Origin of the sequence: Mycobacterium sp. 012931 (assembly GCF_000419295.1) — a bacterium.
In the GTDB taxonomy this organism is placed as follows: domain Bacteria; phylum Actinomycetota; class Actinomycetes; order Mycobacteriales; family Mycobacteriaceae; genus Mycobacterium; species Mycobacterium marinum.
Window position 1 is genome coordinate 3,798,782 of record NZ_AOPX01000001.1, and the last position, 23,091, is coordinate 3,821,872.

General features: G+C 62.9%; 19 protein-coding genes, 1 tRNA gene and 1 pseudogene. 9 read left to right on the forward strand and 12 right to left on the reverse strand.

The window, feature by feature from the left end:
• Positions 1 to 2: 2 nt before the first annotated feature.
• The 3 genes from MMSP_RS28655 to MMSP_RS16750 form a co-directional block, all read right to left on the reverse strand.
• A complete protein-coding gene (locus MMSP_RS28655) occupies positions 3 to 284 on the reverse strand; it encodes a hypothetical protein (protein ID WP_232022833.1) in 282 nt (93 codons plus the stop codon).
• Positions 285 to 377: 93 nt separating this feature from the next.
• The gene (locus MMSP_RS28660) at positions 378 to 1,271 is read right to left on the reverse strand and encodes an N-6 DNA methylase (RefSeq protein WP_369797358.1); all 894 of its coding nucleotides are present in this window, start codon (positions 1,269 to 1,271) and stop codon (positions 378 to 380) included.
• A gap of 461 nt (positions 1,272 to 1,732) precedes the next feature.
• A complete protein-coding gene (locus tag MMSP_RS16750; RefSeq protein WP_020787596.1) occupies positions 1,733 to 2,065 on the reverse strand; it encodes a hypothetical protein in 333 nt (110 codons plus the stop codon).
• A 60-nt stretch (positions 2,066 to 2,125) separates the two neighbouring features.
• On the opposite strand from MMSP_RS16750, the gene MMSP_RS26195 reads away from it, so the two are divergent.
• Both MMSP_RS26195 and MMSP_RS26200 read left to right on the forward strand, forming a co-directional pair.
• Positions 2,126 to 2,572 carry a helix-turn-helix domain-containing protein gene (locus MMSP_RS26195; protein ID WP_235065778.1) on the forward strand — a complete coding sequence of 149 codons (447 nt, stop codon included), beginning with the start codon at positions 2,126 to 2,128 and terminating at the stop codon, positions 2,570 to 2,572.
• Positions 2,573 to 2,574: 2 nt separating this feature from the next.
• Positions 2,575 to 4,338, forward strand: a complete 1,764-nt coding sequence (locus MMSP_RS26200; protein ID WP_161628245.1) for a recombinase family protein — start codon at positions 2,575 to 2,577, stop codon at positions 4,336 to 4,338.
• On the opposite strand, the gene MMSP_RS16770 is transcribed toward MMSP_RS26200, so the two are convergent.
• The 8 genes from MMSP_RS16770 to MMSP_RS16805 form a co-directional block, all read right to left on the reverse strand.
• Positions 4,301 to 4,377 (reverse strand) — tRNA-Pro (locus tag MMSP_RS16770). The two genes, MMSP_RS26200 and MMSP_RS16770, sit on opposite strands and share 38 nt — an antisense overlap.
• Positions 4,378 to 4,493: 116 nt before the next feature.
• Positions 4,494 to 5,903, reverse strand: a complete 1,410-nt coding sequence (der, locus tag MMSP_RS16775; RefSeq protein WP_020787598.1) for a ribosome biogenesis GTPase Der — start codon at positions 5,901 to 5,903, stop codon at positions 4,494 to 4,496.
• Complete coding sequence (gene cmk, locus MMSP_RS16780; RefSeq protein WP_020787599.1) at positions 5,900 to 6,628, reverse strand: (d)CMP kinase; 729 nt, start codon at positions 6,626 to 6,628, stop codon at positions 5,900 to 5,902. Before cmk ends, der begins: the two co-directional genes overlap by 4 nt.
• A 70-nt stretch (positions 6,629 to 6,698) precedes the next feature.
• Positions 6,699 to 7,460, reverse strand: coding sequence for a pseudouridine synthase (locus tag MMSP_RS16785; RefSeq protein ID WP_011741053.1), 762 nt, complete (start codon positions 7,458 to 7,460; stop codon positions 6,699 to 6,701).
• On the reverse strand, positions 7,460 to 8,167 hold the full coding sequence (gene scpB, locus MMSP_RS16790) for an SMC-Scp complex subunit ScpB (RefSeq protein ID WP_020787600.1): 708 nt from the start codon (positions 8,165 to 8,167) through the stop codon (positions 7,460 to 7,462). The genes MMSP_RS16785 and scpB overlap by 1 nt, the downstream gene beginning before the upstream one ends.
• Positions 8,167 to 8,994: a segregation/condensation protein A gene (locus MMSP_RS16795; RefSeq protein ID WP_020787601.1), complete on the reverse strand. Its 828-nt coding sequence runs from the start codon at positions 8,992 to 8,994 to the stop codon at positions 8,167 to 8,169. The genes scpB and MMSP_RS16795 overlap by 1 nt, the downstream gene beginning before the upstream one ends.
• On the reverse strand, positions 8,991 to 9,854 hold the full coding sequence (locus MMSP_RS16800) for a ParA family protein (RefSeq protein WP_020787602.1): 864 nt from the start codon (positions 9,852 to 9,854) through the stop codon (positions 8,991 to 8,993). The genes MMSP_RS16795 and MMSP_RS16800 overlap by 4 nt, the downstream gene beginning before the upstream one ends.
• 173 nt (positions 9,855 to 10,027) lie before the next feature.
• Complete coding sequence (locus MMSP_RS16805; RefSeq protein ID WP_235065780.1) at positions 10,028 to 10,672, reverse strand: TenA family transcriptional regulator; 645 nt, start codon at positions 10,670 to 10,672, stop codon at positions 10,028 to 10,030.
• Positions 10,673 to 11,644: 972 nt separating this feature from the next.
• Between MMSP_RS16805 and MMSP_RS27580 the strand changes: the two genes are divergently transcribed.
• From MMSP_RS27580 to MMSP_RS16840, 7 genes and pseudogenes are all read left to right on the forward strand, one after another.
• The gene (locus MMSP_RS27580) at positions 11,645 to 11,818 is read left to right on the forward strand and encodes a hypothetical protein (RefSeq protein WP_015355915.1); all 174 of its coding nucleotides are present in this window, start codon (positions 11,645 to 11,647) and stop codon (positions 11,816 to 11,818) included.
• 6 nt (positions 11,819 to 11,824) lie between these two features.
• On the forward strand, positions 11,825 to 13,048 hold the full coding sequence (locus tag MMSP_RS16810; protein WP_020787605.1) for an acyl-CoA dehydrogenase family protein: 1,224 nt from the start codon (positions 11,825 to 11,827) through the stop codon (positions 13,046 to 13,048).
• A gap of 26 nt (positions 13,049 to 13,074) precedes the next feature.
• Positions 13,075 to 13,299, forward strand: coding sequence for an MbtH family protein (locus MMSP_RS16815; protein WP_011739810.1), 225 nt, complete (start codon positions 13,075 to 13,077; stop codon positions 13,297 to 13,299).
• Positions 13,300 to 13,347: 48 nt separating this feature from the next.
• Positions 13,348 to 17,083: pseudogene (locus MMSP_RS29890) on the forward strand (amino acid adenylation domain-containing protein).
• Positions 17,084 to 17,696: 613 nt separating this feature from the next.
• Complete coding sequence (locus MMSP_RS16830) at positions 17,697 to 18,824, forward strand: PPE family protein (RefSeq protein WP_235065892.1); 1,128 nt, start codon at positions 17,697 to 17,699, stop codon at positions 18,822 to 18,824.
• A 231-nt stretch (positions 18,825 to 19,055) separates the two neighbouring features.
• Entirely contained in the window at positions 19,056 to 20,234 is a 1,179-nt protein-coding gene (locus MMSP_RS16835) for a PPE family protein (protein ID WP_020787609.1), read from the forward strand.
• Between the two features lie 141 nt (positions 20,235 to 20,375).
• Positions 20,376 to 21,965, forward strand: coding sequence for a DHA2 family efflux MFS transporter permease subunit (locus tag MMSP_RS16840; protein WP_036427359.1), 1,590 nt, complete (start codon positions 20,376 to 20,378; stop codon positions 21,963 to 21,965).
• Positions 21,966 to 21,985: 20 nt separating this feature from the next.
• On the opposite strand, the gene MMSP_RS16845 is transcribed toward MMSP_RS16840, so the two are convergent.
• On the reverse strand, positions 21,986 to 23,002 hold the full coding sequence (locus MMSP_RS16845; protein ID WP_020787611.1) for a hypothetical protein: 1,017 nt from the start codon (positions 23,000 to 23,002) through the stop codon (positions 21,986 to 21,988).
• Positions 23,003 to 23,091: the final 89 nt, after the last annotated feature.

Consider the following 23,091-nt stretch of genomic DNA (forward strand, 5'->3'; position numbering starts at 1 on the left):
GGCTAAGCCGCACCGAGCCAGCCGTCGTTCATGATCATGAACACGTCGTCGTGCATCGTAGTTTCATTCCAGTAGGTCATCAGCTGCTCGTAGACGTCGTATTCGTCCAGCAGTGGTATCGACTTGAACCGTGCCAGCAAGTCGTCGCTGATCTCACCGATCAACTCCGCGGGCTTGGTGTTCTCGTCGATCTTCGCCAAGTGCGATCGGCGTGCCGCGAACCACTCATCGACCACTTCATCGACTTTGTGCGCGAATTTCTTGAACTTGGCAGACTCAAGCACCGTCTGATGGACATTTGCGATGTCAATTGCGAGATCGCTGTAACCCGGACGGTTCTCGGTAAACAACACGCTGCGGAGGCCCGGAAAGGCCTGCTAATAATCATCGAGCGCATCGAGATCACGATCGGGGATGCCACCGTGCAGATGAGCGTGTAAGTCCTGAATGTCCTCGGGTGCAGACGAATCGATGTAGCGGGGGATGTTCAGGTTGTAGTCGTTTTTGGCATCGGCGATCTCCTTGAGCGGCACCAAGCGCGAGTAGCGCTCAATCTCGACCTGCTTGTTGAACGTATCGACAATCTTGTGGATATCCTGGCTGCGCAGGCGGTTCTTCGGCCCGTCTTTCATGAAACCCGTGGAGGCGTCGATCATGAACACGCCCGTGCGCCCGGTCGCATTCTCCTTATCAAGTATCACAATGCAAGCTGGAATGCCGGTGCCGTAGAACAGGTTTGGAGGTAGGCCGATGATCCCTTTGATAAAGCCATGTTCGAGCAGTCGCCGGCTGATCGTAGCCTCGGCATGGCCACGGAACAGCACGCCATGCGGCAGGATGATCGCCGCCTTGCCGGTGCTCTTGAGCGACTTCAACACGTGTAACAGGAAGGCGTAATCACCGTTCTTGTCCGGTGGCGTGCCGTACTCAAAACGGCCGTAGTCGTTCTCGAGGCCGTGGTTCCACGACTTGACGGAAAACGGCGGATTAGCGACAGCGAAGTCAAAGGTGCGAAGTGCGGCGCCCTTGGTGAACTGCGGACTAGTGATGGTGTCACCCTTGGCGATCTCGGCGTCCTCGTTGCCGTGCAGCCACATATTCATCTTGGACAACGCCCACGTAGCGTTGTCCTTCTCCTGGCCGTAGATCGTGATACCACGCGGGGCTTCGGCGGCCACCTTGAGCAGCAGCGAGCCAGAGCCACACGTCGGGTCGTAAACGGTCTGATCTTGACGAGTCTTGGCGTTGATGCCCACCACTTTGGCCAGGATTCGCGACCAGGGCTGCTTCTATACGAAAGAGCCGGAAAGCCGTGCCTTACATGCGGCATTTGGCTTTCCGGCGTGACGCCCGTGCTGAGGCAAAAAAAATGGGCACCGCATTCAAGGGTGCCCTTAATGTGTTACAGGCTAAACATAACGCTGTTTAGTTAAATGAAGCCGATTCTCGCTCGGGGTCAGCGCATACGGGTCCTTACAGGCGCATACTCGCGCACCTTCCGCGGTGTCACCAGTCCGAACAATTCGTTAAAGTTCGGCTGCGGCGGATTGATTGCCTGCTGACGGCGTCGGTACTCGACAGCGGCTTGGACGTGCTGCCGCTGCTGTACGGCATTCCGCAGTACTTCAGCGGATGCCGAGTGTACACGCTCCACGACGGCTACAAGGTGGTTAAACCGCATCTGTAGCAGTTCAGCGCGTGATGGTGTACATTCGCACATCGTTTCTTCTCCTTACTTGAAATCACCGAACAGGTCGATATCGCGTTCGGCAGCGCGACGTTCGTTGAAGCGTTTGTTTATCTCATACGCCTGACGCTCGTAGACATTTTCAGCCATAGCCCGCTGCGCTTCGTCGAAGCGCTTCTTGGCTGCCTTGCGCTTCAGTTCGTCGCGCCAGGCGACTTCTTCCATCGCGTCCTCGAAGTCGTCCTGATCCCATTGCCTATGACGTTCTTCGCGCTCTTCCTCACCCCACCTATAACAGGCGTCCTCAAACCACTGAGCCACCTTATAAATGACATACAACGCGACGGCGATTATTACCGCCCAACCGATGATGTTCATATCTATTGCCCCTCGTTAGCAGCGCGACGATCAGGACAGCCTGCACTAATTTTACGTGTTGTGGAATTGTCTACCATTGAATTAATTCAACAATTCATTGCACAATGGAGGGTACAAAAGGAGACAATTCTGATTATGACACCAGAACAAACAGTGCAGCTGATAAACCTGCTCAAAAATAAGCGTAAAGCATCCGGCTTAAGCGTAGCTGAAGTAGGCAGCCGAGCTGGCGTTGACGGCGGAACGGTATGGCGTATCGAGCAAGGCATGATCCCTACCCCGAAGGCGGAGAGCCTCAGGGCGATCGGAGGTGTCCTCGGTATACCGGCCATCGACTTGTTCACGATTGTTGGATGGATTGCGGCTGGCGAGTTGCCCTCGATCGGGCCGTATCTCCGTGCGAGATACCCCAAATTGCCCGAGGACGTGCTGCGGGAGATCGAGACTCACTTTGACGCAGTTGTCCACGAGTACGACCCCAGCTTTGATCTCGCACAAGGAGCTTGAACGTGACTGACCGTAATGACGCCAGCGTCCCTAGTCTCGACCTAGCAGTGACATATCTGCGGGTCTCCACCAAGAAGCAGCTCTACACGGCGATCGACATCGACCCGGACGGCAATTCCATCACTACCCAACGCGAGGTCACCGGTACCAAGGCAGACAGCATGGGGGTGAAGATCGATCGAGAGTTTATAGAGCCCGGGCATTCAGCCAAGACGCTTGACGAGCGCCCGGTGTTCAAAGAACTACTGGCGTATGTCCATCAGCGCCGAGGTATCAAGTACGTCATCGTCTATATGCGCTCGCGCGCTTTCCGCAATCACTTCGACGCAGCGATCGTCCAGACACAACTCAAGAAGCTCGGCGTCCGACTGGTCTCGGCCAAAGAGGACTTCGGCGAAGGCCCGACCGCCGTGGCCATGGAAGGGATGCTCGACATCATGAACGGCCTGCAGAACACTCTGCAGGGTCTGGACGTCCAGACGAAAATGCGCAATAAGGCCAAGGCAGGCGGCACCGTCTCACTCGCCAAATTGGGCTACAAAAACGTACGTGTCGACTACGAAGGCCGCCAGATCAACACCATCGCCCTAGACCCGGAACGAGCACCGCTCGTACGAAAAGCCTGGGAGCTGTACGCGACAGGCGAGTACTCCGTCGAACGGCTAGAAGCGACAATGGCAGACCTAGGCTTGACAGCCCGACCAAACAGGCGCTCCCCCAAGGGGACCCCAGTCTCAGCCTCGAAACTGCACCGAATGCTTAGCGATCCCTACTACGTAGGCTTTGTCACCTATAAGGGCGATATGTACCCCGGTCGCCACGAACCAATCGTCAGTCAAGCTCTCTTCGACCGCGCCCAAGACGTGCTCCATGCTCGCAGCGCCCGAGGACAACGCGATCGCGTCCACCAGCACTACCTCAAGGGAGCGCTGTTCTGCCAACGCTGCCACCACGCGGGACGGACTTCGCGAATGATCTACACAGAAGTCACAGGCAACGGCGGAAAGTACGCGTACTACGCATGCCGAGGACATCAAGAGGGATTATGCGACCTGCCGCACCTGCGCGTCGAACTCATCGAAAAGGCAATCGCTGAGCACTACACCACGCTGCGGCTCCCTGACGATTTCATTCAGGATGTGAGGAGGCTCCTGGCGGATACAGTCAGCGACTCTCAGGCAAACACGCGGGAGTTGCACGCCAGCATGACGCGCCGGTTGAAGCAGATCGATGTGAGGGAATCACGGCTCATCGACCTCGCGGCTGACGGCGAGATGCCACGGGACAAGATTCGCTCCAAGCTCAACGCGCTGAAGATGGAGCGAGCAAACATCGAAGCCAGCCTCGCGAGCACGAGTAAAGAGCTGGCAATCGGAGCATCGGTGCTCCGCGATGCATTGCACCTGGTCGAAGATCCGCAATCGCTATACGCGAACGTACCCAACGAAGTCCGTCGTCACCTAAATCAAACCTTCTATGAGCGCTTCTACATCGATGACACGGAAGTTGCCAACGATCAAAGGACGCCGCTGTTCGCTGAGCTAGAGGAGGCAGCGCACGTGTTTGCACAGCATAGGGCGAAGGGCAACTCTGTCCCGACTCAGAGCGACGCAGTAGCCGCTATGAATGAAGAAAACCCCCGTCAAGCAGGGGCTCCTAGATCTACCGGAACGGAGTCGCTCACCTTGGCCAGTATCTTTTCGGTCACTGGTTTGAGTAAGAACGTTCTGGTCGGGCTGACAGGATTTGAACCTGCGACCACTTGACCCCCAGTCAAGTGCGCTACCAAACTGCGCCACAGCCCGTTGCCGCCGATGTCTGCATCGGCAGCAGGTCGAAAGCCTACCTCAGTCCAACCACGCCTCCGCGCAAGGCCCGAGTGACCTGCGCGACACCTGGGCCCGAGCCCAGGTCCGCGGGCCTAGCGCCTGCCGGGGCGCTTGGCCCCCCGCTTTTCGCGGACCCGAACATTGATCCGGATGGGGCTGCCCTCGAACCCGAACGTCTCGCGCAGCCGCCGCTCCAAGAACCGCCGGTAGCCGGCTTCCAGGAAGCCGGTGGTGAACAGCACGAACGTCGGCGGGCGGGCGGTGGCCTGGGTGGCGAACAGGATCCGCGGCTGCTTGCCGCCGCGCACCGGCGGCGGGGTGGCCGCCACCACCTCTTTGATCCAGCTGTTCAACGGGCCGGTCGGGATCCTGGTGTCCCAGGATGCCAGTGCGGTCTCCATCGCCGGCACCAGTTTCTGCACGGCGCGTCCGGTCTTGGCGGAGATGTTGACCCGTTGCGCCCAGCGGATCTGCACCAGCTCGCGATCGATCTCGCGGTCGAGCAGGTCGCGCCGGTCCTCGTCGACCAGATCCCACTTGTTGTAGGCCAGCACCACGGCCCGGCCCGCTTCGATCACCATCGACAGCACCCGCAGGTCCTGTTCGGTGAGCGGTTGGGAGGCGTCGATCAGCAGCACCACCACCTCGGCGGCGTCGATGGCCCCGCGCGTGCGCACCGAGGCATAGAACTCGTGTCCGCTGGCCTGGCCGACCTTGCGGCGCAAGCCCGCGGTGTCGACGAACCGCCACACCTTGCCGCCCAGTTCGATCAGCGAGTCCACCGGATCGACGGTTGTGCCCGCGACGTCGTGCACCACCGAGCGCTCGTCGCCGGCCAGCATGTTCAGCAGCGAGCTCTTACCCACGTTGGGCTTGCCGACCAGCGCCACCCGCCGCGGTCCCCCGCCCGCGGAGACCGACTCGGCCACCTCGGGCAGCTTTTTCAACACCGTGTCGAGCAGATCTGCCACGCCGCGGCCGTGCATGGCGCTGATGGCGTGGGGCTCGCCGAGGCCCATCGACCACAAGGTCGCCGCGTCGGCTTCGGCCTTGTCGCTGTCGACCTTGTTGGCCGCCAGGAACACCGGTTTGCCCGAGCGCAGCAGGATGCGGGCTGCCGCCTCGTCGGCGGTGGTGGCCCCGACGGTGGCATCGACCACCAGGACCACCGCGTCGGCGGTGCGCATCGCCACCGACGCCTGCTCGGCCACCAGCTGCTGTAGCCCCTTGGCGTCGGGCTCCCATCCCCCGGTGTCTTGGACGACGAACCGGCGTCCATTCCACAAGGCGTCGTAGGAGACGCGGTCACGCGTCACGCCCGGGATGTCCTGCACCACGGCTTCGCGCCGGCCCAGGATCCTGTTGACCAGGGTTGACTTTCCGACGTTGGGCCGGCCCACGATCGCCAACACCGGGGCAGGCGCGGCCTCGGCCAGGTCGGCCAGATCGGCGTCGTCGAGCTCCCAATCGCTTTCGTCGGACCAGGTGCCGTCTTGCGTCACCGCGCCGCACCGCTTCGCTGCGTCACCAACTCGGTCAGATGAGCGATCACCTCGGCCTCGGTCATCTCGCTGGTATCGACGACGATCGCATCCGCCGCCGCGCGCAACGGCGACACCGCCCGGGTCGAGTCGAGGTGGTCGCGCCGACGCACATCGGCCAGCACCGCCTCGTAATTGTCGGCCAGGCCGGACGCGACGTTTTGGTCGTTGCGCCGCCGTGCCCGCGTCTCGGCCGACGCGGTCAGGAAGATCTTCACCCGCGCATCGGGGAACACCACGGTGCCGATGTCGCGGCCCTCCACGACGATGCTGTCCGTCCCCTCGGCCATCGCGCGCTGCAGATTGACCAGCCGCTGGCGCACCGACGACACCGCCGACACCGCCGAGACCGCCCGCGTCACGTCGTCACCGCGGATCTCGGCGGAAACGTCTTCTCCCGAAAGGAAAAACTTGCTGGCGTCCGGGTCGTATCCCACCGACAATTGCGCGCTCGCCGCGCAATCGGCCACCGCCTGCTCGTCGGCCGGGTCGATTCCGGCGCGCAGCACGGCCAGGGTGACCATCCGGTACATCGCCCCGGTGTCCAGGAACCGTGATCCCAGACCGCGAGCCAATCCCCTTGACACCGAGGATTTTCCGGTGCCGGCCGGGCCGTCGATCGCGACGACTAACCCGACCGGCGCGGGCTCATTCGTTCCGCTCGTTCCGCTCGTTCCGGCACTCACTACGCTCGTTCCGCTCGTTCCAACACTCACTACGCTCGTCCGCTCGTTTCACTCAATACGCTCATGCCGCTCACAGCCCAACCGCCTTGTACAGCTGGCCGATTTCGTCGCGGCGTAACGCCCGGACACTGCCCGGGCGCTGTTCGCCCAGCGACACCCCACCGATATCGATGCGCACCAGCGCCTGCACCGGAAATCCCACCGCGGCCAGCATCCGGCGCACGATTCGATTCCGGCCCTCGTGCAGTGTCACCCGTACCAATGTCTTGCCGGGTATCGCATCCACCACGGCGAATCCGTCGACGCGGACCGGCCCGTCCTCCAATTCGATTCCCGCCCTGAGCTTTTTACCCAGACCCCGCGGTACCGTCCCGGCGACGGTGGCCAGATACGTCTTGGGCACCTCGTGGGAGGGATGCATCAGCCGGTGTGCCAGCTCACCGTCGTTGGTCAGCAGGATCAGCCCTTCGGTGTCGGCGTCCAACCGCCCGACGTGAAAGAGGTTCTTGTTGCCCCGGACCTTGCGCTCGATCAGGTCACCGATACACGGCCGGCCGCGGTCGTCGGACATGGTCGAGTGCATGCCGCGCGGCTTGTTGAGGGCCAGGTAGACCAGCGAATCATCGAGAATGACCCGGACTCCGTCGACCCGGATCAGCGAGGTGTCCGGGTCGACCCGGGTCCCCAGCTCGGTGACCACCTGGCCATCCACCTCGACGCGCCCGTCGATGATCAGCTTCTCCGCGGCCCGCCGCGAGGCAATCCCCGCCTGGGACAACACCTTTTGCAGGCGGATGCCGCGTTCCTGTTCGAAATCCTCGGTGTCTGTCATCAGTCTCGGTCCACATCGAAGGTCACCGACTGATCGGAGGGCTGGGTGCCGGCGAGTTTCATGAATCGCGGGTCGGTGTCCAGCGAGGCGCTCAGGTCCTCGATGCTGTCGATGTCGGGCAGCAGCGGCGCGATATCGGGCAGTTCGGTCAGCGACGTCAACCCCAACCGCTCCAGGAACAACTCGGTGGTCGCAAACGTCACCGCACCGCTGTCCTCATCGTTGCCCACCTCGGTGATCAGGCCGCGCGCCAGCAGGGTTCGCATCACGGCATCCACGTTGACCCCGCGCACCGCGCTCACCCGCGCCCGCGTGACCGGCTGACGGTAGGCCACCACCGCCAGCGTCTCCAAAGCCGCCCTGGTGAGCTTGGTTCGGGCGCCATCGAGCAACAGCTTCTCCACATAGGGCGCGAATCGGGAGCAGGTGTACAACCGCCAGCCCTCGCTGTTGTGCCGCAGGTCGATGCCGCTGTCGCGTTCGATGAGTTCGTCGGCCATCAGCCGCAGCTTGGCCGCCACCCGGTACACCGGTTGGTCGATCACCGTCGCCAGCGTCTCGGCGGTCACTGGGGTGTCGATCACCAGCAGCAGCGCCTCCAGCACCGAGCCGAGTTCTTCGGGTTCCATCTCGGCGGGCTCGGCGATGTCGGGAATGCCCGAGGACAGTTCCGAGCCCAGCTCGGGATCGGGTACTTGTTCGGTCATTATTGATCTCGCACTTCTACCAAGGCTTCGCTGGTCGGTCGTTCCCCGGTCCACGAAACCTGGAGCACGCCAAGGGGCTCTGACTGGTCGAATGCTACCGCCCTGCTCCGATACAGTTCGAGCAGCGCCAGGAAGCGGCCGACGATCTCCATTGGCGCCGTGCAGTCGGCCACCAGCTCCGAAAACGATGCCCACTGGCCGGTGCCGCGCGACTCCAGCATGGTCAGCAGGTGCTTGGCCTGCTCGGGAACCGACACCGTCTGTTCATGCAGGTGCCCGATGGCCACCGTGGGCACCGGCCGCGGAGTCAGCGCGACCGCGGCGATCTGGGCGAAGCGCTCGGCGTCAACGCCGAGCATCACCTCGGGAAGTAGCGTGGCGTAGCGATCCTCGAGCGACACACCCCGCGGGTAGCTGCGCAGCGCGGTGGCCTCCAGCTCGGCGAACATCTCGGCGACGTGCTTGAACGCGCGGTACTGCAGCAACCGGGCAAAGAGCAGGTCACGAACCTCGAGCAGGGCGAGGTCCTCTTCATCGTCCATCCGGCCGGCCGGCAGTAGCCGCGCCGCCTTGAGGTCCAGCAAGGTCGCGGCCACCACCAAGAACGCGGTGGTCTCCTCCAGGTCCAGCTGGGCGCCGATGGCTTTGGTGTAGGCGATGAAGTCGTCGGTGACCTGGTGCAACGCCACCTCGGTGACGTCGAGTCGGTGCGCAAAGATCAGCTGTAGCAGCAGGTCGAACGGCCCCTCAAAGTTGGTCAGCCGTACTCGGAAACTGTCCGGGTAGCCGTTCTGAGGTTCCGCCGCTGAGCTCTCGGTGCCGTTCACACGCCGAATCGGTCGATGAACTCACGGGCCAACGCGCGATAGGCCAAGGCGCCAGCGGACTTGGGGGCCCACGTCGTAATGGGTTCGCCGGCGACGCTGGTCTCCGGGAAACGAACCGTGCGGGTGATCACGGTATCGAACACTAGGTCACCGAATCGTTCGACGACGCGGGCCATGACCTCCCGGGAGTTGACCGTGCGCGGGTCATAGCGGGTGAGCAGGATGCCGCTGATGTCCAGCCTGGGGTTCAGCCGGTCGCGCACCTTCTCCACGGTGTCGGTCAGCAGCGCCAGGCCACGCAGCGAGAAGTACTCGCATTCGGTCGGGATGACGACACCGTCGGCGCAGGCCAGCCCATTGACGGTAAGCAGCCCCAGGGAGGGCTGGCAGTCGATCAGCACGTAGTCGTAGCGATCCAGCACCGGGTAGAGCGCCCGCCCCAGCGTCTGTTCCCGGCCCACCTCGTTGACCAGCTGAATCTCGGCGGCCGACAGGTCGATGTTGCTGGGCACCAGGTCCAGGTTCTTCACCCGGGTATGGATGAGCACGTCATCGACGGACACCCGGGGCTCCACCAGCACGTTGTGGATGGTCTTTTCCAGCTCGTAGTGGGCCACTCCCAGGCCCGCCGACAGCGCACCCTGGGGATCCATGTCCACCAGCAGCACTCGTCGGTCGTACTCGGCCAGCGCGGCGCCCAGGTTGATGGTCGACGTGGTCTTGCCCACCCCGCCCTTCTGGTTGCACATCGCAACGACCTTGGCGGGCCCGTGTGAGCTCAGCGGCTTGGGGTCTGGGATAGCCCGCGGTGGCCTACCGGTCAAGCCGACCGAGACACCGCTGTCTGGGTGATCGTTCATGCCCGATCGCGATGCGTTGTGAAGCACGTCAGGGTGGACATCGCAGGAAAGTCTAACGGCTGCGTCCGCCTGCGCCGGGAGACCCGCAGGCAACCATCAATGCCCGATCGCGCTCGCCCGGCGGTGGGAGCCGTCAGCGATGCCTTGTCAGGCCGCGATCACCGGCAAAGCGGCTAGACCGTCGACGCCTCCAGGATGTCGTCGAACATCTGCGAGTAGAAATGGATGGTCATGCGACGACCCTGGACGATTGAGTCGAAGCCGGAATCTCGGACCAGGTTGTTCACCGCCTTTTTCACATCTTCGATGTGTTTGACGTCGAATCCCGAATGCGCCCGCAGAAACGTCGTCTGTTTCGGTTCGAATCCATATTGCTCGACCAGTTCCCGCGCCACGACTCCGGTGAGGGTCGCGCCTACCGCCTCGGTGACGCTGGCGACACCGAGTATCCCCAAGGGGTTGCCATATGTGGCCAGGTAGTAGCCCTGCGAGATGATGCCCCACGCCCCAGCCATCGGAGGCTCCGCTAGAACGCACTCGGGATCCTCGCCATAGGCCCGCAGATCGTTGACGGCCATCAGGTCGTGGTTGTTCTCTTCGTGCGATTCATCAAAGAACCAATCCCGGAGTTTCCGATCTTCGTTTCCGAGCCGGGCGCCGGCGAGCGAATAAATTCGGGTTGTATGGCAAACGACATGATACATTTCGCGAAGGTAACGAATGTAATGCTCCCGCTTCATTCGCCCCTCCAGCACCAGCGCCAGTCCCGGATGATTATCGATCCGCTTGTCATAAATCTCCGTGGTGCTCGCAACCAACCGATCGAACCTACTCATTGTTTTCTCCCCTCGGGGCGCTCGCCGGACATCAAAGGAGATCGTCTAGAACTCGCCAATAGCGGTTACAAAGACAACCCGCGTCACGGCGTCTGATTCAACCACGTCCGTCGATAACTGGACAAGGTCTCGTGTTAACTCTTCAAGAATTCCAGGTGCACCCCTCTTGCCCGGCCGGAATGTGCTTAGCGCCAGTAGGCATGTGCCAATTACCAACACGGCTTGACGAGCCGGCGGATCGACTTGCCCAACGGCGGCGGCAATCAGCGGCCGGTTCTCATCCCCGAAAATCGACGGCCATGCCCAACTGGCCCCGGGCATCAGCGCCGCGACCAACGCGCCCGATCGCGGTCGTGAAGCGTCGCGCCAGCGTGCCCAACGCGGCGCATAAATCGCCTTTACCTGCTATTACAGCACGGCAACTCAGGAGACATCTACGCAGTGAGACACACCGTCCAGGGGGCGACCCAGGTGCGCCTCAACCAGCCAGACTGCAACGATCGATGAGACGCCGCCGCGTCGACCCCAAGGTGCGACAGATGGCGATGATCCCCCCGGCGCATCAAGATCGGGATAATTCGGAAGGCAATCACCAGCCATCGCGATTGGCGTTAGAATTCACCAAGTCACGAATTATCCCGATGCAAATAATTCATCGAGTTCTGAATTAGTCGCCGCCCCAGCGCGCCGACCTGTTCTCGTAGCTAAATCCGAATCACATATGTGGTTTTTCAATAAAACTCCACCATTGCCCCGGCGCCTCGGATACGGTGATCATCGACGAACGCAGTACCCGCCAATCGGTGCGATAGTAGGTAGCTTCTGATGGTCCACAAAATTAGCGGCGACCATTTGCGGCTTCGGGCGAGCCCCAGGGAACGCCGGAGCCCTGCGCCTTCAAGACATGCCGGCGGCGGCAAGCAGCTCGCTGCGCATCATGCGGCGCCGGCACCCATGAGTTCCGAAGTCACGGTGCCCACGGCAAGCGACCACGGCACCCTGACCAGCACCACAGCTCACGCGTTCCCCCTCATCGACGCCGGTGTGTTCGAGCGTTCAGTCGATGAGAAGCGTGAATGCAGTACCCATGACGCGCCCCCGCGTGCGGGCGAAAACCAAGGAGGTTGAAGTCAAGTGGAGTGGCTGGCCGAGTACGAACAAATCAGAGATCAGTATCACGCCATCGGGGTGCGACATCGTGCCGCGCTGGCAGAACGCTGGGCACAGCGGCAATTCCCGCACGATCTATGGTGCGATGTTGCTGACGCCGGCTTGTTCCGCGCCGCGCTCGGCGGACAGATGAAGCGGCAGGTATTGACCTACGCCGCGGCGACACATGGCCTGACGAGCGGATCGTGCCACCTGGGGTTCAACATCTCCACGGGCGTCCAAGCGATCTTGACGATTCCCATCCTCGATCAATACGCCAGCCAGGAGGTGCGGGAGGCATACTTGGCGCCCGCGGTTTCAGGGAAGATCATCCTGGCATTCGCGACAACGGAGCCCCACGGCGGTAGCGACGCCTTTCATCCCGAGACTCGCCTGCGCCGAGGTCCTGGCGGCCTCTACCTCGACGGCGCCAAATGGCACATCACCAACGCACCGATCGCCGACGTAATCCTCGTCTGGTGCGCTGACGAGGCCACGGGCGGTATGTCCGCGGTGCTGGTGGAATCGTCGTGGCCCGGTGTGAACTGCTCGCCTCCGCTGGCCCCCGCCGGCATGCGCACCTCGCCGGTAGGTTCGATCAGATTCGATAGCGTCGCGATACCCAAGATTCATGTGCTCGGCGCTGGCCGTGGTAACGAAATTCTTCATGGGGTCATCGGCCCCGAACGGCTGCTCAGCGGTTTCGGCACGATCGGCATCTTGGACCAGGTACTCGACCAGATGCTCGCCTTCTCGATCAACCGTCAGGTTCGCGGCAAGCCGATAGCGACCCACCAGCACATCCAGCGCCGTATCTCCGATGTGGCGGTGAGCAGGCAGATGACCATCGCGTTGGCTCATTCGACTCTTGACCGCTACCTGCGCGACGAATCCATCGATCTCGAGTCCGCGGCGCTCAAGCTGTACGGGATGCAGGCGGGCTTTGACGGCTGCATTGACGCGATGGAGTTGTGCGGCAGTTACGGGCTTCAGGAAGAAGCACGCCTTTACCAATGTGCGCTCGACTTTCTCTGCGGCTCCGTGGCGGGCGGTACCGAGGAGGCGATGCGGCTCGTGATTGCGCGTGAACTAGCCAAGAGCCATCACGAGCGATCGTCGAAACCGTTGCAGGAGAGCCGCGCCGACGAGGGATCAAGCAATGTCGCATCCCTGCGGCAGTGGGAACGGGTCCGCGGCGTAGGGGCCTAGCGTCAAATCCATGAGAGGGAATGCCGGTGAGTATCAATCCGTTCGACGATGAGGCTGGGACCTTCTTGGTTTTGGTCAACCACGAAGAGCAGCACAGCTTGTGGCCGACCTTCGCTGATGTGCCAGCAGGCTGGCGGGTGGTCCATGGCGAGGGCACGCGTGCCGAGTGTCTGGACTACATCGAGCAGAACTGGCCCGACATCCGACCAAAGAGCTTGCGGGACAGACTGGCCCGGGACCAGCCGGCGTAATGGCGGACATTTCGATCCGGACAGGTCTTCGGTAGGCACGACGTAGAGATGACCGTGGATCACCACCAAATACTTCGCGATTCGGGGCGCGCTCTCGAGCCGGCCGAGTCGGGGTTTGCGCTGACGCGGGGACAGCTTGATATCTGGTTTTCCCAGGAGATCGGCCGTTCGCCGCAGGAGTGGTACAACAGCGGATTCGCAGTCATTGCCGGATCGGTGACGCCCGATCTGCTGAGCCAGGCGATTCGGCAGGTGGTGGGTGAGGCCGAACCGCTAAGGGCCGCCATCATCGAGGCTGACGGGCATGTCGTTCAGAAGGTGGTCGACTACCCGAATCTGGAGGTTCCATTCCACGACCTGAGAAGCTGTGCCGATCCCGTTGCGGAAGCCAATCGGCGCGGGTTGGCGATGCATCGAGAGCCGATGCCGTGGAACGGTCCGCTGTTCAAGTTCGCGCTTTTTCAGGTGGCCTCCGAAGAGTTCTATCTTTTCGTGTCCATCCACCATGTGGTCGTCGACGGATTCGGCTATGCCCTCCTTGTCAATCGGATCGCCCTGGTCTATTCCGAGTTGAGTTCTGGCGCACCGGTTTCACCAACGTTCTTCGGGTCGTTGCAGACCCTGGTTGCCGCCGAGGCGGAATACGAACAGTCCGATGACTACCGAGCGGACCTGGCCTACTGGAAAGAGACTCTGGATGGCGTAACGGATCACAGCCTGGCTCACGCCGACGGTGACCGCGGCCCCTCGGCGACCTCGGTGTCGGTCGAGATTGACCCTGCGGTCGTGGACCGAGCCGAGCAGCTTGCCCAGCTGGCCGGTGTTCGTCGATCGTCGGTGATCACCGCGGCATGTGCACTGATGGTGCGTCAAAGGCAAGGCGGCCCAAAGGTAGTCCTCGATTTCCCGGTCAGCAGGCGGACAAGCCCACAACTGATGACGATTCCGGGGATGCTTTCCGGCACTGTGCCGTTGGTGTTGACGGTGCCACCCGATGCCGAGGTCAACGCCTTCTGCCAGCATGTGGAGTCCCAGATCAAGCAAGCCGTGCGGCATCAACGCTTCCCCATGCACATCCTGGAAAGCGGCGCCTACCAGCAGTTTAATGAGAATTCGGCCGGTGCGGTCAGTGTCAATTTCATGCCGTCGGTAACCCTGGCGCCGTTCGGCGGCGCTGCCAGCACAGTAACGATCCTCAGCTTTGCCCAGGGCGAGCAGTTCGGCATGGTCTTCACCAAAGATGGTGGCCGGCTCTTCCTGCATACCGTGGGAAGCGGCGGGCCATTTGCTGATCTTGACGTCTCAGACCTCGCTGCCCGGTTGCAGGCCGTGTTGACGGTGATGGCTGCCGAGCCGGGGCGGCGGTTGTCGTTGATTGATCTGCTCGATCCCAACGAGCACGAACGTCTTGATGACTGGGGCAACCGGGCCGCCCTCACCAAGGCGGTCCCGACCCCGGGATCACTGCCGGCGTTGTTTGCCGCCCAAGTCGCACGCACACCAGAGGCAACCGCCATAACCGACGGCGACGTATCCCTAACCTATGCCCAACTCGACGCCCAAAGCACCCAACTGGCACAGGCGTTAACCGCACTCGGAGCACGCCCCGGCGAACTGATCGCACTGCTACTACCACGAACACACCGCGGGATCATCGCCATCCTGGCCGTCCTCAAAACCGGAGCCGGCTACCTACCCATCGACCCGATGCACCCCGACACCCCACGACCTCGCCTACATCATCTACACCTCCGGCAGCACCGGCACCCCCAAAGGCGTCGGCATCACCCACCACAACGTCACCCAACTACTGAACTCCTTCGACCCCCAATCAACCGCAATCCTGTTCTCCCCCAACCGAGTATGGACCCAATGGCACTCCTACTCCTTCGACGTCTCGGTCTGGGAAATCTGGGGAGCACTGCTATCCGGCGCACGACTGGTCGTCGTACCCGAACACACCGCAAAATCCCCCGACGAACTGCACGCCCTGCTGGTAGCCGAGCATGTCGAAGTGTTGACCCAGACTCCCTCGGCGGCGGCGGCGTTGTCGCCGCAGGGATTGGAGTCGGTCACGCTGGTGGTCGGTGGTGAGGCATGCCCGGCGGGCCTGGTGGACCAGTGGGCGCCCGGGCGGACGATGATCAATGCCTACGGCCCCACCGAAGCCACGATCTACGCGGCGATGAGCTCACCGCTGGTGCCGGGGTCTGGAGCCACACCGATCGGCTCGCCGGTAGCCGGCGCCTCGCTATTCGTCTTGGATGGGTGGTTGCGGCCGGTGCCCGTCGGGGTGGTCGGCGAGTTGTATGTCGCCGGTGGCGGTGTCGGCCTTGGGTATTGGCGTCGGGCAGATCTGACCGGCACACGATTTGTCGCCTGCCCATTCGGCCAGACACCGGGCACCCGGATGTATCGCACCGGAGACCTGGTGTGGTGGGGCACCGACGGACAACTGCGCTACCTCGGTCGCGCCGACAACCAAGTCAAAATCCGCGGATTCCGCATCGAGCCCGGCGAAGTCGGCGCGGCCCTGAGCCGAATGGCCGGAGTCGACCAAGTCGTGGTCATCGCCCGCCACGACCACCCCGGAGACCCCCGCCTGGTCGGCTACTTCACCGGCAACGCCGACCCCACCGAACTACGCGCCGCACTAGCCACCCAACTGCCCCACTACATGGTGCCCACAGCCCTGATCCCCATCGCCGAACTGCCACTGACCGTCAACGGCAAACTCGACACACGCGCCCTACCCGCCGTCCAATACGGCCACACCCAACGCTACCGAGCCCCCGACACCCCCGCCGAACAAACCCTGGCCGCAATATATGCCCAGGTCCTAGGACTCGACCGGGTAAGCGTCGACGACTCCTTCTTCGACCTCGGCGGCGACTCCCTATCCGCCATGCGAGTGGTCTCGGCGATCAACACCACGCTGAACACCGATGTGGCGGTGCGAGTCTTATTTGACGCACCCACCGTCTGCGCCCTGGCCCAAAAGCTAAGGGCACCCGAGAGTTCGGTTGAGATCGTGCCCGTGGAGGTGCTCCAAGACGGTTGCGGTCTGCCGCTTTTCTGCTTGCCTCCCGGCGGCGGCATCAGCTGGGCTTACCGGAACCTCAGCCCTTACCTGGATTGCCCGATCGTCGGTCTGCAGCAGATCCACGACGGCCCGGAATCGGTTCGTGAACTCGCGAGTGCCTACGCCGACGCCATCCAAACTCACGATCCCGAAGGCCCCTATCAGCTTCTCGGCTGGTCGTTCGGCGGGGTCACTGCCCACCAGGTTGCCGTTGAGCTGCAACAGCGCGGCGCCGTTGTGGTGCGCCTGATAGCGCTCGACCCGATCCTCATCCGGGATGCATCCACCGCCACGGTGGTCAGCGAATCCGACGTCTTGGAGGCAATCCTGCAAGCGGTCGGAGTGGCTGCCGAACAGTACTGCCGCCCGCTGACGTACTCCCAAGCACAGACGTTGATTCAGCAGGAGGTAGACGCGGAATTCGCGCTGCCGTCGCGCCGACTTGTGCAGATCATGGTTGCCAACGCGAACACCAACCTACAACTCAATGCCCAACACCAGCCCGGCATCTTCGCCGGCCGCATGGTCCTGTTCTCGGCACAACCGGTCCGCAGCGGCGCCGACCTTCAGCAATGCTGGCGGCAATATGTTGCCGGCGAAGTCACCGAATACCCCGTCAACTGCACACACGAAGAACTGCTCAACCCCGCCGCCCTCAAAACGTTCGGTGACCTGATCCGAGCGGCCCTGGACCAGCCGTGAAGGTCTACCGATCGATCGAGCCAGCCATTTTCGTTGAACGGCGACGCCCTCATCGACGGACTCTCCGGGCGCCACGCGGGCGCCAATCCACAACAAAAAGCGAATCGCATTCTAGAATTCCGGGCGCGACACGGGACTGCCCGCAGCTCCCGATCCTGAGCCAGACCGACCGTCGTTAACATCACCGACATCTACGTGTCCCCCGTTCGGGGGACACGTCCTCGCTATCCGGTGGACACGACATGAACATTCGGTGGACAAAGCGCTTATTTTTGAGCCTAATTAACATACTTGTTACATGGCCGAGATTCTTTAGTAACACGCCGCCCGGCATATTAGTTGCAGTAGGGCATAGTTTTACTCGTTAACTGCTTAGCGACGACGATGTCGCGTCTGAGCACCCGGCCCAAGCGCTAGGCGGTTTTGGATGACCCTAGACCTCTCCATTGGGTTAAACGCCCTATGGGGTAGCGCTGCGCTGCCGCAGATCGAGACCGGCGCCGACGAGTTGCTTCTCGCCGCCGACCGGGCGATCGAGGTCGCGGAGCTACGGGAGTTGGCTACGGCGCCCGCCACCGCCGGTGTTGTCGGCGACATCGCCCCACCAGTCGTGCTGGACTATGGCGCACTGCCTCCCGAGGTCAATTCAGGTCGCATGTATGCCGGCCCGGGAGCCGGGTCGTTGCTGGCCGCCGCGTGCGCATGGGACAGCCTCGCCGCCGAGTTGCACGTCACCGCGGCCGGCTACGATTCGGCGATCTCGGAGCTGACCGGCATCTGGTGGTTTGGTCCGGCCGCGGAGTCGATGGTGGCCGCCGTCCTGCCGTTCGCCAGCTGGCTCAGTGCGACCGCATCGGTGGCCGAGCAGGCGGGGATTCAAGCCCGCGCCGCGGCCGCGGCCTATGAGATGGCCTTTGCGCTGACGGTGCCGCCGCCGGTGATCGCGAGCAACCGGGCATTGCTGGCCGCACTGATCGCGACGAACTGGTTCGGGCAAAATTCGGCGGCGATCGCCGCCACCGAACTTCACTACGCCGAGATGTGGGCGCAAGACGCCGGGGCGATGTACGAATACGCAGGTAACTCCGCGACCGCCTCGCTTTTGGCGCCGTTCTCGCTGCCGCCGCAGACCAGCGATCCAAGCGGGTTGGCCAGGCAGGCCGCAGCAACAGCAAACAACTCCGGAACGACGGTGTCGAGGTCCAGCGCCAGCCTGGCGGGCAGGTCCAGCGCGGCCGCGCGACTCGGGCAACAGGCTTCCAGTGCCGCAGCGACGACGACGCCGACGTGGCAGGAACTCTGGATCGAACTGATGAGCTCGTTCACCACCGCCGAGGGGTTCGTCTACGACAGCGGCGGCTTCACTCTGATTGCCCTGTCGATATTCGGATCGTTGGCGTGGAAGAGCGGAGAAGCCGCGGCCGAGGGCGTAGCCGGTGCCGCCGGCATGGGTGGATTTGCCGCCTTCTCGGGCGGGTTGGCCCAATTTGGCGGGGCCCCGCCGATTGCCACCTCCGCTTTGGCCTCCAAGGTCGGGCCGATGTCGGTGCCGCCGACCTGGCCCGGTTCGTCGGCAGCGTCGACGGCGTTTTCGGCTGCCAATTCGGAGGTCGACACGATCGGGCTATTGGGCCTGATCACCGGCGTACCACCGCGCAACCAAGGTCAGGCGGGTCGCAATTTCGGCCGCCGCTACGGGGCCCGGCTCCGGGTGATGTGCCGCCCCCCGAACGCCGGATAGCACACAGAGTGCACAGAGCGCGCACACACAATTGAAAAACGACTCAGGCTTGACTGCCAGGTAATTCAAATAGCGGTCGAAAGATTTTTGAAAGCAGCAAAGAGGAAGTGATATGGCGACAATAATAGGTGAATCAGAGTTGCGATCGGCATCCCTGATTTATTGGCGCGATATCAGTTCGGACATGAGCGCCTCGACGGCGGGCCGCGACAAGGCAAGGAGTTCGTAGCGATGGATTTTGGGGCTTTGCCACCGGAGGTGAACTCCGGGCGCATGTACACCGGGCCGGGCTCGACGCCGATGGTCTCCGCCGCCTCCGCCTGGAACCGGTTGGCTTCCGAGCTCTCGTTCACCGCCGACGGCTACGAGCGAGTGATCAAGGCGCTATCCGGCGAAGAGTGGTTCGGACCGGCCTCCGCGATGATGCTGGAAGCGATCACGCCCTATGTGACGTGGATGCGCTCCACCGCGGTGCAAGCCGAACAGGCGGCCAAGCAGGCAGAAGCCGCGGTCGCCGCGTTTGAGGCCGCGTTCACCGGCGTGGTGCCCCCGCCCCTGATCGCGTCCAATCGCATGCAGCTGATGACCCTGATGGCGCGGAACATCTACGGGCAGTACACCGCCGAGATCGCTTCCCTGGAAGCGCAGTACGCCGAGATGTGGGCGCAGGACGCCAGGGCGATGTACACCTACGCGGGGTCCTCCGCGAGCGCCACAAAGATCACCGCGTTCACCCCGCCGCCGGAAACCGCCAATCCCGCCGCCTCGGCGCTGCAGTCCAATGCCACCTCCACCGCCGCGGCCACCGCGGCGGGCGCGGCGCAGAGCACGCTGGCCGGAGTCATTTCGCAGCTGCCGAACGCACTGACGAGCCTGACGTCGCCGATCGCCTCGGCGCTGACGTCGGCCGCCTCACCGGCGACGTGGATCGACTGGTTGGTCAACTGGTATCTACCGATTTCCCAGCTGTTCTACAACACGGTGGGCCTGCCGTACTTCGCGATTGGTATCGGTAGCTACCTCATCACCTCCGAGCGGGCGCTCGGGTTGATCGGCCCCGAAGCCGAAGCCGCCGCCGCCGGTGCCGGCGCAGCGGAGGCCGCCGCCGGCGCCGCACCCGCAGCCTTGGGCGGCGCGGGGCCAATCGGTGCCGGGCTGGGCAACGCGTCCGCCCTGGGCAAGTTGTCGGTGCCGCCTTCCTGGCCGGGATCGGGCCTCGACGTGCCCCCAAGCGTGAGTGCGGGCGGCCCCCTGGCCAGCGACATCGTCAACCCGCCAGAGGCCTCCGCACCCGGAAGCCTGCTGGGCGGAATGCCGCCGGCCCGCGGCCCCGGCGGTGCCGCGGCCGGAGCCGGTCCCCGCTACGGGTTCCGGGTCACCGTGATGGCACGGCCACCGTTCGCGGGCTGACACTTTCCGCGCCATGTCATCGGTACCAGCTCGTCGTCGCTTCGGCGGCGTTGGCCGGCGCCCACCGATGACCGTGAGTTCGAGGCGGCATCGAGGCGACGGGCCTTGTCCGCCGATGGCGAGTTGCTAGGAGCCACAACCGTGCCAGACACCGGCCAGCAGGGCAGTTCCGACCAGCTCGACGCCAGGCTGCTGAAGATCGCCGGAGTCTGTGTCCTTGGCTCGATGATGGCGATCGTAGACACCACGGTCGTCACCGTCGCGCAGCGCACTTTCGTCTCCACCTTCGACTCCCCGCAGGCCATCGTCGCCTGGACGATGACCGGCTACACGCTGGCGCTGGCCGCGGTGATCCCACTGGCCGGCTGGGTAGCCGATCGGTTCGGCACCAAGCGCCCCTTCATCGCCTCGCTGCTGGCATTCAGCGCCGGGTCCCTGCTGTGTGCGTTGGCCCCAAACATCTCCGCTCTCATCGCTTTTCGAGTGATACAGGGTCTCGGCGGCGGGATGCTGATGCCGCTGGTTTTGACCATGCTGACCCGGGAAGCCGGTCCGGCGCGGCTCGGCCGGGTATTGGCCGTGCTCGGAATTCCCATGTTGCTGGGACCGGTCTTCGGTCCGGTGCTGGGCGGCTGGCTGATCGATCGTTTCGGCTGGGAGTGGATCTTCTGGATCAACCTCCCGATCGGGCTGATCACGGTGGGTCTTGCCGCCGTCGTCTTTCCCAAGGACCGCCCTGAACCTTCGGAATCTTTCGATGTCATCGGGATGCTGCTGCTATCACCGGGGTTGGCGACCTTCCTCTATGGTGTCTCGGCCCTGCCCGCAAGCGGCACCATTGCCGATCGCCATGTCTGGCTCCCCGCAGCCGTCGGCCTGGTGCTCACCGGTGGATTCGTGTTGCATGCCCTCTACCGGGCCGACCATCCGCTGATCGATCTACGCCTGTTCGACAATCGCGTGGTCACGCTCGCCAACGTGGCGATGTTTCTGTTCGCGGCGTCGTTCTTCGGGGCGGGGCTGCTATTCCCGAGCTACTTCCAGGAGCTGCTGGGCCAGACGCCGATGCAGGCCGGAATGAGCATGGTCCCGCGCGGACTGGGGGCGATGGTGACGATGCCGATCGCCGGCGCATTGATGGACAAGCGTTGGGCCGGAAAGATCCTGATGGTCGGCGTGGGGCTGATCGCGGCGGGGATGGGCCTCTTCGCCATCGGGGTCTCCCTCAATGCCGCCTATCTGCCGACCCTGGTCACCGGGCTGACGATCATGGGCCTGGGCATGGGCGCCACGATGATGCCCCTATCGGCGGTGGCGGTGCAGACGCTGACACCGCATCAGATCGCTCGGGGTTCAACCCTGATCAACGTCAATCAGCAAGTGGCCGCATCCATTGGAACGGCCCTCATGTCGGTGATCCTCACCAGCCAGTTCAACCGCAGCGCAAACATCTCCGCGGCGCACCGGATCGACAGCCTGCGCGCCGACGCTGCCCGCAGCGGCGTCCCGGTCGACCAGTCGCTGATGCCCGAACGAGCCAGCACCCCAGACTTCCCCCTCGTCCTGATGCACGAGCTTTCGCACGCTTACGCGGTGGTGTTCGTGGTGGCCGTCGGACTAGTCGCGCTGATGTTCGTCCCGGTGGCATTCCTGCCGAAAAAGCCGCCGGCCGTCCGGAGGAATCCGCCGCCACAACCAGCAGAGCACTCCGACACCGAAGTCAATCGGTAGCGCGGCTGGCCCAGCGGCCTTCACAACACTTCGGTATAGGTGCCGCCTTGCACGGCGGGTGCCGCCTGCGGCGGAATCGTCAACTTCTCGCGAATCTCTGCCACCGCTTCCTCGGAATAGAGTCGCCAATCCCAACTACCGAATGTGAGATCGGTATTGCATTCCAGACCACGGCGAAAAGCATCCATATAGCCAGCAGGATCGAGTTGTGAAATCGTCACTTCCGAGCGGAAGTCAATCTTTATTCCGGCCTGAAACTGCAGGAGAACCAGAAGCAGCGGCGCAAAGGGGTTTCGGGCTTTGTATCCCGCCGAGAACGCTCCGGCAAGGATCTCACCGGGCGGCTCGGTCGAATAGGCCGACAGCACGTGTGCGACGTCATGGGGAACGATGAATTCTCCCGTCGTTCCCTTCTCCCCCGGAAATCTCAGACCATTGCGCACATAGTGTGCCCACAGCTCGCGTCCGAGCGACTTGGATTCGAGCAGGCCCAGTTTCTGATAGGACGCAGCCAGCACGGGGTCGGTCGAAATCCCGAGATAACCGGACATGTTGTCCCAGAAGCCCTTCGCAACCTGGATAGGCGACGTGCCATGGCTGCCCATGAGCTTTGCCTTGATTCGGATGCCGCCGATGAACTCGCGGCCACGGGCAATGTAGTGCAGATCGTCCAGGAAGCCGTCATGGCAGCCCAGCGCTGTCGCGATGCTCAGGGTCGCCTCGACCCTAGGTAGCTGAACCTTTCCCTTCGCGAAGATCGCGGCGGTCATCAAAAACAATGCGCAGCGTCTAGCCACCTCGGATCCCAGCGGCAGCAATTTCCGGCCGGCCGGATGATCGGCGACTTTCTTCCAATCGAATTCGGAATCGGCGAGATACCTACTTGCCGCCTCCAGGAGGCTCTCGTCCATCTCCGAGAGGCCATCAGACTTGGCGACGGTCACCATTGCATGAATGCCCGTTTCCAGGTCGTGCTTTTGCGGCAAACCCAACGGGCTTATTGCGGCGCCGCCAGACAGACCCTTTCGAGAAGTCATCGCATAATCATACCCATTAATGGCACCTTCAGCCGCTGGAGTTCATATCGGCCACCCGCGCGAAGGTGGCGTCAAATACGCGTTTGGCA

Bases quoted from the DNA above. Each gene is read 5' to 3' on its own strand.
- MMSP_RS16750 (WP_020787596.1), bottom strand. From the start codon at position 2,065: ATGAACATCATCGGTTGGGCGGTAATAATCGCCGTCGCGTTGTATGTC.
- MMSP_RS16785 (WP_011741053.1), bottom strand. From the start codon at position 7,460: ATGACAGACACCGAGGATTTCGAACAGGAACGCGGCATCCGCCTGCAA.
- scpB (WP_020787600.1), bottom strand. From the start codon at position 8,167: ATGACCGAACAAGTACCCGATCCCGAGCTGGGCTCGGAACTGTCCTCG.
- MMSP_RS16800 (WP_020787602.1), bottom strand. From the start codon at position 9,854: ATGAACGATCACCCAGACAGCGGTGTCTCGGTCGGCTTGACCGGTAGG.
- MMSP_RS27580 (WP_015355915.1), top strand. From the start codon at position 11,645: ATGAGTTCCGAAGTCACGGTGCCCACGGCAAGCGACCACGGCACCCTG.
- MMSP_RS16835 (WP_020787609.1), top strand. From the start codon at position 19,056: ATGGATTTTGGGGCTTTGCCACCGGAGGTGAACTCCGGGCGCATGTAC.
- MMSP_RS16845 (WP_020787611.1), bottom strand. From the start codon at position 23,002: ATGACTTCTCGAAAGGGTCTGTCTGGCGGCGCCGCAATAAGCCCGTTG.